Below are 12,949 nucleotides of genomic sequence, written 5' to 3' on the forward strand. Positions count from 1 at the left end.
ACGATGAGTACAGTACCAGCCTTAATTGAAACCTTGGATGTCGAGGTAATTCGTCAAGATTTTCCAGTGCTTAATCAGAAAATAAATGATTACCCATTGACTTATTTGGATAACGCGGCGACAACGCAAAAACCACAAGCAGTCATTGATGCGATTACACGCTATTATTCCTTTGATAATTCCAATGTTCATCGCGGGGTTCATGCTTTAAGTGTTCGTGCGACTCAGCAATATGAAGCGGCTCGTAACAAAGTACAGCGCTTTATTCATGCGAAATCAGCACGAGAATGTATTTTTGTTCGGGGAACAACGGAAGGGATTAATTTGGTTGCCCAGAGCTTTGTGGCACCTCGAATTCTACCTGGTGAAGAAATTCTTATTACTCATATGGAGCATCATTCAAACATTGTGCCCTGGCAAATGGTTTGTAAAAAAACTGGCGCTCACTTAAAAGTTGCACCTATTTCTTTTGAAGGTGAAGTGCTTTTAGATGAATTTGAAAAATGCTTGAATGAAAATACCAAATTTGTAGCTATCTCTTATGCCTCTAATGCGCTAGGAACAATTAATCCTGTCAAACAAATGATTGAGATGGCACACTCCTATGGTGCCTTGGTGTTGTTGGATGGTGCCCAGGCGACAGCTCACTTACCTGTTGATGTACAAGCTCTGGATTGTGATTTTTATGCCTTTTCCGGGCATAAAATGTATGCACCGACAGGGATTGGTATTTTGTGGGGGAGGGAACATCTCCTAGATGATATGATGCCTTATCAAGGTGGGGGCGAGATGATCAATTACGTGTCCCTCGAAGCTACCGAATACGCTTCTTTACCCCATAAATTTGAAGCAGGCACTCCCAACATTTCCGGTGCGATTGCTTTGGGTGCTGCCATGGATTATCTCTGGTCTTTAGATATGGAAGCGATTGCTGCTTATGAAGCACATTTGCTGGAGTATGCAACGAATGCGGTAGAGTCAGTAAAAGGCTTTAATATCATTGGCACGGCGAAACACAAAGTGCCAATTGTATCCTTTGTCCACGGTAAAATTCATGCTCACGATATTGGTACTATTCTAGATAGTGAAGGTATTGCGATTCGTAGTGGTCATCATTGCGCGATGCCGCTAATGGATTTCTTAGATGTTGCTGCGACAACCCGCATTTCAATGTCGTTCTATAATACAACAGAAGAAATCGATCGCTGTGTACAAGCGCTGCAAAAAGTAAAAGAGGTATTTGCATGATGATGGAGTTACGTGAGCTTTATCAAGAAATCATCATTGATCATAACCGCAACCCGCGAAACCATCATGCAATGGCGGATGCGACAGCGCAGGCAAATGGCTTCAATCCGCTCTGTGGCGATAAATTAACGGTTTATTTAAAAGTTGAAGCGAATAAAATCATTGAGGTAAGTTTTGTCGGTTGTGGTTGTGCGATTTCGCAGGCATCTGCGTCACTGATGACTGAAGCCATGCTTGGTAAAACGGTGCAAGAAGCGCATGAGTTGTTTCAGCGTTTCCATAGCATGCTTACTTCGGATGACGAGACTCAAGCGTTTTCTCTCGATAAGCTGACAGTTCTAGCTGGTGTGAAAGCTTATCCCGCTCGCGTGAAATGCGCGACTTTAGCTTGGCATACTTTAGAAGCTGCGCTTCATAAAGAAGCGGTCACTGTAAGTACGGAGTAATTATTATGTTTGGCTTGAAAAAAAAGCAGGATAATGAAACCTTAAAAAACTCTGTAATTGCTCAATTGCGAACCGTCTTTGATCCTGAGATTCCAGTCAATATTTATGATTTGGGTTTGATTTACGACATCGCTATTAACGACGATAGGCAGGTCCATCTGCAAATGACACTGACAACCCCGGGTTGTCCTGTCGCACAAACCTTTCCAGGTACAGTAGAGCAGGCAGTCAATCAACTAGAATGGGTGAATGACTGCACGGTTGAATTAGTTTGGGATCCACCTTGGAGTCAAGAGCGAATGACAGAAGCTGCGCGACTTGAACTGGGAATCTTTTATTGATGAATGAAGAGTCTCTGTGGCGTCCTTCCGCAACCATCGATAGCTTACGTCAGCGCGCACAGTTATTAGCAAAAATTCGCCGCTTTTTTAATGAACGAGGTTATTTGGAAGTAGAAACACCGGCTATGTCGCGTTTTGGTATCACCGATGTTTATCTAACCAATATTATCGCCACCTTCAGAGGCCAACCTTATTGCTTGCAAACCTCACCAGAATACCATATGAAGCGATTATTAGCCGCTGGTAGCGGGCCGATTTTTCAATTAGCAAAAGTATTTCGTGATGATGAGCTGGGTCGCTGGCATAATCCAGAATTCACCATGCTGGAATGGTATCAATTAAATATTGACCACCATGGGCTGATGGATGAAATGGACGCTTTATTGCAAACTATTCTGCACTGCCCTCCGATGTACAGAAAAACCTATCAGCAAGTTTTTTTAGAAATTTGCGAGTTAGATCCTCTGACTGCCAGTGTGGCTGAACTGCAAAAAACGCTAGAGCGATTTGAGTTAGATAGGGTATTAACACCGGGTGAACAAGATCCGGATCAATATTTATTTTTGCTCATGAGTCATGTGGTGGAACCAGCGCTGGGGAAAGATCCAATACCGGTTGCCGTCTATGATTTTCCTATTTCGCAGGCAGCGCTTGCTAAAGTAAATCAGGGTGTGGCAGAGCGTTTTGAAATTTATGTCCAAGGTGTGGAATTGGCGAATGGCTTTCATGAGCTTACGGATGCCAATGCGCAAGCAGCACGATTTCAACAAGATTTAGAAACACGACGCTTAAAAGGCTTAGCTGAACCCGTTCCTGATGAATATTTATTACAAGCTTTAGCCCATGGTTTACCCCCTTGCAGCGGGGTGGCTTTGGGGATTGATAGACTTTTGACCCTGGCATTAAAGCAACCGTCAATTGCAAATGCCTTGTCTTTTGATTTTGCTCGGGCGTAAGTCTTCCTGCACGTGAGATAATTAGTTGCAGAATGACAAATTATGAACACTTGAAGCAAACTCTAATTAATATCATAATCTCCGCTGTTCAATTATTTAATACCTGATTGGAATTAGAATGTCTTGGAAAGTAAAAGAAAGGCAATTTTTATTGGCTATCGATAAATATTATGAAGAATCTGCTTATGATAAGCGTTTTTTTAAACCTGAAAATTTCAAACAAAATCAGTTTCTTCTCAAAGCAAAAAAATTTTTAAAAAGTGTTGAGGAATTAAGAACTTTATTAATTCCCGAAAATGAAAAATTGTTAGATGGAATATTGGACAATGCAATAGAAATTCTAAACCATTCTTCGGCTGATCCAAGTCAACTACCTAGTTGCATTGAGACCCTAAAAACCAAAATAAAGGCACAGGAAAATCTAAAACCTTGGACGGGGGGGTATAATTTTTTACTCAACTCTGCGTTTACAGGTCTTGGTGTCACACTTACAACCTTGGGATTAATCGGCAGCTACCAAACTATTCTAACACTGGCTGGCAGCACCTTTCTTTTAGCATCTGGACCCTGGGGTTGGCTAGCTTTTACGGTTGGATTGAGTTTAGTAGGTTGTTTTATCGCAGGTATATCGGCTCATAATGCCTATAAGAATTATCGTTTTTATAAGGAAACTCAACTTAAAGAAATCGACGAGTTTGCCAATTTATTGAATTCAAATGATACAGGGCAATTTTACCAGGGTGAGCCACTCGTAGATTCCCTTCCGATACAAGTAGATGGGATCTATTGTTCGGTATCGCATTGAAAAATCATCCCCAAGAGGAATAAGTAGCTGAATCATTCTTATCTTTTATTTCAGTTTCTTTCGTTGCTGAGTTTGGAGAACGCGATTGAGGAGATAGGATAAACTCGCTTTTTGTTTGGTTTGAATTTGCAAACAAGCGATACCTTTGCGCGGAATTTGGCGAATCATTTTCTGTTAATTTAGAGGATTTTCTTTCAGATTCCTTTTTTTCAGGTTTTTCAGGCTGCTCAAATTTTCTTTTAGCTGACTCTTCTTTAGTCTTAGGGGAAGTTACCCTCAATGTTGCTTCTCTGTCAATAACGGTTGCTACTAAGTTAGGATTGCTAAGGGTGTTTTTCTCTTTAACCGCTTCTCGTAGGAGAGCTATCATTTCGGAATAACCATCGCTTTGTAAGCGAGAGAGTTCGCTGAGTAACATTGTTAATGCTACTTCGGGATCCGCTTGTTTGTTTAATAAAAAATTCACCAACGCGGTTTGTTTAGATAGAACTGCCCGATATAACAAGGTTTGTTGCTCGACTAATAAAGGTCTATCAATCGTAAAAAAATTATTCTCTAATGCATATTTTATGATATCCACATGTCCAAATTGAGCGGCTTCTAGCATTGCTTGGTGTATTTCCCAATCAAAATTGGAAAGTGCAATCTTATAAGCCTGTTCGGCTTCGCTCAGGGCAATTAATTGAAGAAGTTCATTTTCATCCTGCTCTGCACTGGCTGAGTTGCAGTTAGGCGAGGGTTCCGCTGCTCCGCACTCTCGCAATTGAATGCATTTTTGCTGTAATTGTTTAGTCACTGTTTTAAAAACAGTGACAGAATTGTATCTCGCTGCAAGTGTGATGCTGCTTGGCAAATTCGCTGCTGCATTGAGGATGCTAAACGCTAAGCTTCTTTTTTTGAGATCACTGGGTTCTAGTGAATCGGCTGAAAAGGGAGAAGTATTTATCCCTTCTTGCTCTTCTATAAATGAGTGGAAGCCATTGACTGTCGATAGCTGTCCACTGCGGATAATACATTGATGGAGTTTTTTAAATCCCTTTTTAAGTTGTAGAAGATTATTGCTCGGATGAGCAATTAATTCTTTCATTAATTCTAAATGACCAACTAGGGCAGCGAGCATGGTCACTGTTTTATTTCCTTCAAAAATCGCTTTGTTAATTAACTTAGGATGTTCTGCTAAAAGGGAAGCAACAATTTTAGATTGATTACACAAGGTAGCCCAATACAGTTGCCCTTTATAATCGTGTTTTTCTAATTGTTGCTGAGCTTCCGCGTAAAAATGATCTAAGATAGCTTGTTGCTTAAATTGGGCCGCTGTTTTAATTAAGCTAAATTGACCCGCTTCTAAGTCCTGTATAGAAAACTTAGCAGCACAAATCTCTTGGGTAGCACCTAGGGTAATTAAAAAAACGCATCTTCGTGCTTGAGCTGTTAAAGAACCATAATGCTTTCTATAAAGGGTGATGAACTCAGTTCGCCAATCAAAGTTGGATGATTGTAAAGGATGGGGCAGATCTTCGGAGAATAAGGTTTCAAATAATTTTTTCCAGAGCAAATGGTCGCTGGCCAGTTGATAAAATTTCTTGCTAACTAATGGCAGCATGCTTAAGAGGGATTCAGGATCAATCAATGAAAAAATACCTAGCCAAAGTTCATCGGCTAATTCGATATTTTCTTTCAGACCAGAAGAGGGGACTTGAGTCTTATTTTTCATGGTTCTTTATTGTTGCTCATTAAAACGAGCAATTGTACTATTATTTTCCAAAAATGAAATGGGGCATTTTGAGACCGTTCAGGGTTAGGGCGCAAAATCTGTATTCTTCGTATCCTCGGTTTTTGATTTTAACGCGGTTGATTGGGGAAGCGCAAAAAAATGAGTTGGGCTTCTCGGAACTAAAACATCCGTGGTTTGCATTTGCTGTTTTTCTACATTCGAGTCGATCGTAGTTGTCGCTATATCTCCGTTTGGATTGGTAAATAAGCTGAAGCCTGCTGTAGAAGGTTCTAATCTTGGCCATTTTCGTTTAGGGTCTGAAGCCTGTTTACCCTCTTGTGCAGGACGTTTTCGCTTAGCTATTAATCGGTTTTTGGCCTCTGGTTGGCATTCTTGGCTTAATCGGTCTGGCATCGCTTGATTCAGGTTGGTCTCTGCTAATAGGGACTCACTAAACTTGTTTTTTTTCTCCATAGCTTCGACAAGAAGGGCTAGAGTTGCGGAATAATCAATATTTTCTAAACCAATGATGCTGTAAAGTAACATAGTTAGTGTTAATTCGGGATCCGCTTGATTTTCTAATAAAAATTTCACCAGCTTCAAATGATTACGTTCAGCGGCTCGGTATAACAGAGTTTGTTGACTGATGAGAGGTTGATCAATTGCAAAAAAGTGATTCTCTAAGACATATTTTACGATATTCACATGACCCTGTTCTGAGGCCGCCATCAACGCTGTTCGTATTGCCCAAGCAAAAACCGATTTTGCTTCTTCATAAGATTCACTGAGACTCGGGTTGGTTTTACTCTCTGTCTCAATAGCTAATTGCGGAAGTTCAGTTTTATCCTGGTCAGTATTGGCCAAAGAGCTGCTAGGTAATGATTCACTTTCTAAACGCTCTCGCAATTGAATGCATCTTTGATGCAAGGAATTAATCTCTACTTTAAAAATAGCAGCAGCACCATAACTCGCCGCAAGAGAAATGGTAGTTGGCAAATTGATTGCCGCAGTTGTGATCCTAGACGAAAGCTCTCCTTGAAGATCCATTTCCCCTAGCAAGGCCGTTGAAATCTCTGCATGCTCTTTTATAAACAAGTTAAAGCCATCTACCATATAGTGTTGTCCACTGCGAACTATATAATGATAAAGTTCTTCAAATCCTCGATCGAGAAGAGCATTGTTCTCAACAGTAATTAATTTTTTCATTAGTTCTAAATGACCAACTAGGGCAGCGAGCAAGGTTACTGTTTTGTTTTCTGCAAAAATCGCTTCGTTGATTAAATCGGGCTGTTCTCCTAAAAGCAAATCAACAGTTGCATGTTGATTACACAAGGTAGCCCAATACAGGTGGTCTTTATCACTGTGGATTTGATCCACCGCCTCAGCGTAAAAAAGATCTAAGATCGCTTGCTGCTTAAATTGGGCTGCTGTTTTAATGAGGATAAATTGGTCGGCTTGTAAATCATGCAAAGGAATTTTCGCAGCGCGAATCGCTTCGATAGCCCCTGTGGCAATTAAAAAAATGTATTTTTGCTGTCGTGGCGAAAAAGAACCATAGTGTGCTAAAAAAAGGGTTTTGAACGCGGTTTGCCAGTCAAAACGGGGTGGTACAGGATCAGGTAGCTCATGGAGGAAAAAGCGTTGAAATAAATTTTTCCAGCTAACCCAAGGGTCGTTTGCTAGTTGATAAAAAAGTTTATTAGTCAATTGCACCCCGCTTAGGAGGGACTTAGGATCGAGAAACGAAAAAATATGTAGCCAAAGTTCGCTGGCTAATTCAATACTTTCTGATGATTTAGAGGAGACTGTTTTATAGGTCAAAAAGTTTTTATCTTGCATGGTTCTTCGCAGCTGCTCATTATAGTGAGTGATTGTACTGCTAATTTTTAATTAAGAAATAGAATAATTTATAATATATAGCCTTAGAAGTAATTCTGAGGATAGTTTTGATCCACGCCATCCCTGTCTGGCAGGGATGGTAATGCTTCGTGAGGATACCTAGCCCGGATTGACGTACTAGTTCTCTCGATTGTCGTAGGAACTCCCTGTAACTTATCCTACGGTGAAAGATCCGTGTACTTTGTTTCCGAATCTGGAGAACTTGATTGTTGAGCCGCAAAATACTGAGCTGGGTCATTCCGCGTTACAGTCGAAGGAGTTTGTGGTCGCTGCTCTTCTACATTCAAGCCTGTATCTCGATTTGAGTTTGCAAATAAGCCAAACCTTCCTGCAGGGGACTCTAATCTTCTTTTGGTTTCGTGTGTACCCTTGTTCTCTTGCTCAGAACGTTTTCGCTTAACCGATAATTGTTTCTCAGTTTCTTTTTCGTTCTGCTCCTGTTTTTCTTCTCTATTTTGACTAGTTTCAATATGTCCTTTTTTAGAAGGGTGTTTTTTTTCAGGATACTCCCATTTTCTTTTCGATGATTTTACTTCAGCCGGTTTCGCATTTCCTTTAGCTAAGCCTTCTTCATAGCTTTGAAAATAGATTTCCCTCAATTGACATTTCAATGCAAGCACTTTTTTGGGGTTGGAGGCAGTTAAACGTTTAAAAGCATTTAAATTCTCGAATAATGAGCAGGGAAATCTTATGAGTGGGTGCGCAGATTTTTCGCTATTGTTTGTTCTATGATGAGCAGCATACTCAATACCTCTTCGTATACCTGTTGCCCTTATCTGTATTTTTAATTGCGCCAGGGTTAACTCTTCACTGCTCAGAGAGCTTGCTCTCAAGTTTGCTTTTTTTTCTAATTCAATTTCGATGTGCAATTCTTTAGCAAGCAATTTTTGTTTTTTCTCCTTTATTAGGCTTAATACCCGATTTTTATCAATTGGGCCAAGTTTCAACAGCTGATCATGAATATCAAATAGATTTCTAAGATCAGTGATATTGCTTTGTTGGCTTAATAGGCTATGAAGGGTTTTCGTGATCATTTTCGGGTTTATAGCAAATAAGCGTTCAAGAATATCAACTCTATTGCTGCGAATTACGGCTTTTATTAATTTGGGACTGCTCAATTTTTTTCTTTCTTCAATGGCGTCTACCAGCAGGGATAGAATTTCACAATACGCTTTGTTTTTTGAGTCAAAGGGCTTATTCAGTAGCATGGTGAGTGTGGATTCGGGATCCGCTTGGTTTTTTAATAAAAATTTCACCAATTCCAAATGATTATGTTCAGCTGCTCGATACAATAGCGTTTGTTGACGTATGAGTGATTGATCTATCTCGAAAAAGTGATTCTCTAATACATATTTTACAATATTCACCTGGCCATGTTCTGAAGCCTTTATCATCATTGTTCGTATTGTCAGATCAAAAGTCGATTTTGCTTCCTCATAAGATTCACTGGGAGTCGGCTTGGTTTTATCTTCTGCCTCAATAGCTAATTGTGGAGGCTCAGTTTCACCCTGGCCTGTATTGGCCGTAGAGCTGTTGGGCAAGGATTCAATTTCTCGCAATTGAAGGCATTTTTGGTGTAAGGGATTAAGCGCTGCTTTAACCACAGCAAGAGAACCGTATCTAGCCCCAAGAGAAAAAGTACTTGGTAAACCCGTTGCTGCAGTTTTGACTCTAGCTGAAAGTCGAGAAGAGGTGTCCGCTTCATGCTCTTTTATGAACGAGTGAAAGCCATTGAACATATAGAGTTGTCCATTGCGGACGATACAATGGTAAAGATCTGAAAATCCCTGAGCCAGAAGGTCATTGTTCGGTTGAATCATTAATTTTTTCATTAAGTCTAAATGACCTACGAGGCCAGCGAGCAGGGTTATTGTTATATCTTCCTCAAAAATCACTTTGTTGATTAAACTAGGCTGTTCTTTTATAAGATGATCAACAACGTTAGGTTGATTACACAAGGTAGCCCAATACAGGTAGTCTTTATAACTGAGTATTTGGTCGACCACCTTAGCGTAAAAAAGATCTAAGATTGCTTGCTGCTTAAATTGGGCTGCTGTTTTAATGAGGATAAACTGGTCGGCTTGTAAATCCTGCAAAGAAATTTTCGCAGCACGAATCTCTTCGATAGCCCCTGTGGCAATTAAAAAAATGGATTTTTGCTGTTGCGGCGATAAAGTACCATAGTGTCCCAAAAAAAGGGTTTTGAACGCGGTTTGCCAGTCAAAACGGGGTGGTAAAGGTTCGGGTAGCTCATGGGGGAAAAAGCGTTGAAATAAATTTTTCCAGCTAACCCAAGGGTCGTTTGCTAGTTGGTAAAAAAGTTTACTAGTCAATTGCACCCCGCTTAGGAGGGATTTAGGATCAAGAAATGAGAAAATATGCAACCAAAGTTCGGGGGGTAATTCGATATTTTCTTGTGGTTCAGAGGGGGATGTTTCTTGTAGTTCAGAGGGGATTGTTTTTTGAGTAAAAAAGTTCTTATCTTTCATATAGTTCTTCGCTAATTGCTCATTAAAATGAACGATTGTACTATTATTTTTCAATTAGAGATAGAAAATTTTTAACCTGACCTACAATGTTAGAGCTGAGATGCTTTGTGTTGGCTCTTTTCTATATTCGAGTCGGTCAAGTCTATTACTGTTTGCTTAATGTGTGTAAACAGGCCCAATCTTCCGGTGGAAGATTAAGAATTTGGCGCACCTTGCTCTGTTAATTTAGGCGATTTTTTTATAGTTTCTTGTTTAACCTGTTCTGTGGGTTCAGTACTTTAGTGATTATTGAACTCATGAGTTAAGGCAGTAGTTAACTCTGGATAATGAAATTGATATCCAGCTTCCACTAACCGTTTAGGCACTACACGTTGTCCTTTGAGCAGTAAATACTCTCCCATTTCACCGAATAAAGTTTTTACAACAAAAGCCGGCATTTTTAAAAATAAGGGACGATGCATCGCCCTGGCCAGAGTGCGTGCAAATTGTGTTTGACTGACTGGAATAGGGGCGGTTACATTGAAGGCTCCTGTCATCTCAGGATTGTCGAGTAGGAATAAATAAGTACCCACTACATCATCAAGGTGTACCCAGGAGAGGATTTGTTTACCATCGCCGATAATTGCTCCTAAACCCACATAAAAACTAGGGCTCAGTTTTTTCAGCATGCCTTCCCCTTTTTTGAGTACGATACCAAAACGAGTGGTCGTCACAGGCATGCCAAAATCGACAGCAGGTTGCAGTGCGCTTTGCCAGCGAATGCCTATTTCACTGAGGAAATCAGGATGATTAAAGTCGATCGGACTTGTTTCATCGAAAGCTTGAGGGTCACCATTTTTTTGCGTTCCATAAATTCCAACTGCATTGGCACAGTAAAAATGGGGTTTGGCTTTTTGGTTTATAGCCCAATTAATCAAATCGGTAGTAGTGTTGACGCGCGAATCAATCAGGAGACGTTTTACTTTCTCAGTCCAGCGTGATGCACCAATACTGTAGCCACAGAGATTGATAATTGCATCGTAGGAGTTGGCATCTAAACCCGCTAATTTATCCCAAGTGCAGGTTTTTATTTTTTTCTGCGGAAAACGTTTTTGTAATAGTTCTTTGTTGCGGCCAACAACAGTAATCTTATGTTTTAACTGTAGGACGCTGACTAAGTGATGTCCGATAAAGCCTGAGGCTCCTGCTATCAATAAATTCATGCTTACTCCTTTAATACCTCTTGGCAAACTATCAGAATAGCGGCGTTGTTGCAATTCTATTAGAACTTTGTTTAACGTATCGATCACTTAAAACTGTCGATATATATATATAAGGATGTTGAGGATGTTTAGAACGATTATAAGCATTGTTTTCGCTGTTTTCTCCTCTATTGTTTTGGACCTATTGTAGCCACAAGATTAGTACTAGATTGCCCGATCTGGACGGAGGATAAGGATTTTTTCGCTTTAGGAATGCCAACGTGGACCACGGAGCGAATTCATATATTTTTACCCAAATAGGACAATATGCTAGCTTAGAGTACTTTTCATTCCAGTTAAGGAAAGTACTTTCCTTATTTTTCCTTTCAAGAAGACAAATTAATTTGTTATCTTGTCAAAAAACAACCATCAACCATAAAATTAACTAATTTTGATAATTAAATAATCAACAAATTAAATGCTTATCTGTAAGACCAAAGAGAAATAATCCATGCCTAAAATTATTTTTTTAAATGGTGTAAATGATGATGGTATGGGCGATTTTTACCATTTCGTGGACATCTATACGGCTTTAAAAACCAATCCAAAATTTGATGACTATGAGTTCATTTGCCTTATTGCTTGTTATCCTCATCAATATACTTCTATTAAAAAACAACTTGATGAACTCCAAATTAACCCCGATCATTATGTTCTTGGCCTTTGGTCAAGTTTTAGAGAGGAATTCCTAAAAAATGAAAAAATAGTTAAGCATTTTTCGGAAGCTGAGCAGATATTGCAAATTTCATATAGTAATTTTCCTTCCATAGAGGAATACCTAAATTTAAATAAAAAGGCCAGCTATAAATTTATCCCAGAACATGAGTTTGGAAATTTTTCTCGGCCTGGTAGCAAGGGTGCTGTGTACTCACTTGGTTTAGGGTCCGATTGTCTGGGAGTTAAACTAAAAGCAATCAGTCGCTTAACTCCTTATGAAGCTATGGCTGGCATGCAAAAAGCAGGATCTGATTTCCCAAATATACTTTTAGAAAACACCGAATCGAAAGATATTAAAGAGTTCGTCGACAAAAATATTCTTATTCCTGCCTATTTTAATAAGATGAGAGATTTTCTTAGTTTTTTGTATTTATTGGGGGCGAATAAAACGGGTTTGGTTAATAAAGACCTTGCAGTTTTTGTATCGGGTGCTGGACTGCGTGAAAAAGAATACGGTGAGTCCTTCGAAAAAGAGCTTAAAAAAAGGGAGCCTAAATTAAACGATCTAAGCGACTTTGCTTTTTGGTTTCGTATCGATTCCAGTATTCTCAAAGAGACTAGTATCAACAAAGTTGAATTAATTGAGAATGGAAAGCAGCCTGTGGTTTTAAGAATTAACCCGGAGGGTAGTAGAAAAATTCGTGTTTTCTATGGCTATTTCTTGGATAAAGAGAGTTATCAGGCCACCTATAGACAAGCTTTTATAGCTGGGGTTTCAGGAGATAATTCCTTAGAATTAGCAATCTCCTGTCAAACTTTGCCCTGGTATTGTTCAACTAATTCCACGAGAAAAATAAATACAAACCTCGCCTTAGTTGACCTCATTAATCGCAATATCATGGATGAAAAAATTAAAAAGGATTTTGAGAGATTTTTTTTCAATAAATCTGCCCAGAGTACCGAATCGACTAAAGACCAATTAGACTTACCTAATATGGCTCTTTACTGGATGGCTGTAGCAGAATACCTTATTCGAAATAGAAATTTTTATAATGAGCTTGAAAGAATCATGTTAGATAATTCTTGTGCTATTCAAGAGGATAATTCTTTTGAGGGAGATCAGCCATCATATAGCGCGTAACCTGTAGATTTA

The 12,949-nt window shown here is 39.4% G+C and carries 11 protein-coding genes; 7 read left to right on the forward strand and 4 right to left on the reverse strand.

Annotated features, from left to right (window positions below):
• The first annotated feature begins 3 nt into the window (after window positions 1–3).
• From Lnau_RS12480 to Lnau_RS12500, 5 genes are all read left to right on the forward strand, one after another.
• A complete protein-coding gene (locus Lnau_RS12480; protein WP_133134862.1) occupies window positions 4–1,248 on the forward strand; it encodes an aminotransferase class V-fold PLP-dependent enzyme in 1,245 nt (414 codons plus the stop codon).
• Complete coding sequence (sufU, locus tag Lnau_RS12485; protein WP_058505482.1) at window positions 1,245–1,694, forward strand: Fe-S cluster assembly sulfur transfer protein SufU; 450 nt, start codon at window positions 1,245–1,247, stop codon at window positions 1,692–1,694. The genes Lnau_RS12480 and sufU overlap by 4 nt, the downstream gene beginning before the upstream one ends.
• A gap of 5 nt (window positions 1,695–1,699) precedes the next feature.
• Window positions 1,700–2,035, forward strand: a complete 336-nt coding sequence (locus Lnau_RS12490; protein WP_058505483.1) for an SUF system Fe-S cluster assembly protein — start codon at window positions 1,700–1,702, stop codon at window positions 2,033–2,035.
• Window positions 2,035–2,991 (forward strand): elongation factor P--(R)-beta-lysine ligase, encoded by a 957-nt coding sequence (gene epmA, locus Lnau_RS12495; RefSeq protein WP_058505484.1) that lies wholly within the window; start codon window positions 2,035–2,037, stop codon window positions 2,989–2,991. The genes Lnau_RS12490 and epmA overlap by 1 nt, the downstream gene beginning before the upstream one ends.
• 118 nt (window positions 2,992–3,109) lie before the next feature.
• Window positions 3,110–3,796: a hypothetical protein gene (locus tag Lnau_RS12500; RefSeq protein ID WP_058505485.1), complete on the forward strand. Its 687-nt coding sequence runs from the start codon at window positions 3,110–3,112 to the stop codon at window positions 3,794–3,796.
• 4 nt (window positions 3,797–3,800) lie between these two features.
• On the opposite strand, the gene Lnau_RS12505 is transcribed toward Lnau_RS12500, so the two are convergent.
• From Lnau_RS12505 to Lnau_RS12520, 4 genes are all read right to left on the reverse strand, one after another.
• The gene (locus Lnau_RS12505) at window positions 3,801–5,510 is read right to left on the reverse strand and encodes an ankyrin repeat domain-containing protein (RefSeq protein WP_058505486.1); all 1,710 of its coding nucleotides are present in this window, start codon (window positions 5,508–5,510) and stop codon (window positions 3,801–3,803) included.
• A gap of 84 nt (window positions 5,511–5,594) precedes the next feature.
• Window positions 5,595–7,349: an ankyrin repeat domain-containing F-box protein gene (locus tag Lnau_RS12510; protein WP_058505487.1), complete on the reverse strand. Its 1,755-nt coding sequence runs from the start codon at window positions 7,347–7,349 to the stop codon at window positions 5,595–5,597.
• A 218-nt stretch (window positions 7,350–7,567) separates the two neighbouring features.
• Window positions 7,568–9,898: an F-box-like domain-containing protein gene (locus Lnau_RS12515; protein ID WP_058505488.1), complete on the reverse strand. Its 2,331-nt coding sequence runs from the start codon at window positions 9,896–9,898 to the stop codon at window positions 7,568–7,570.
• Window positions 9,899–10,176: 278 nt separating this feature from the next.
• Window positions 10,177–11,100 (reverse strand): TIGR01777 family oxidoreductase, encoded by a 924-nt coding sequence (locus Lnau_RS12520; protein WP_058505489.1) that lies wholly within the window; start codon window positions 11,098–11,100, stop codon window positions 10,177–10,179.
• Window positions 11,101–11,283: 183 nt separating this feature from the next.
• Between Lnau_RS12520 and Lnau_RS16210 the strand changes: the two genes are divergently transcribed.
• Window positions 11,284–11,400, forward strand: coding sequence for a PIN domain-containing protein (locus Lnau_RS16210; RefSeq protein ID WP_083503856.1), 117 nt, complete (start codon window positions 11,284–11,286; stop codon window positions 11,398–11,400).
• Between the two features lie 190 nt (window positions 11,401–11,590).
• Window positions 11,591–12,937 carry a hypothetical protein gene (locus Lnau_RS12525; RefSeq protein ID WP_058505490.1) on the forward strand — a complete coding sequence of 449 codons (1,347 nt, stop codon included), beginning with the start codon at window positions 11,591–11,593 and terminating at the stop codon, window positions 12,935–12,937.
• Window positions 12,938–12,949: the final 12 nt, after the last annotated feature.

This window comes from Legionella nautarum, assembly GCF_001467895.1.
Taxonomy (GTDB): Bacteria; Pseudomonadota; Gammaproteobacteria; order Legionellales; family Legionellaceae; genus Tatlockia; species Tatlockia nautarum.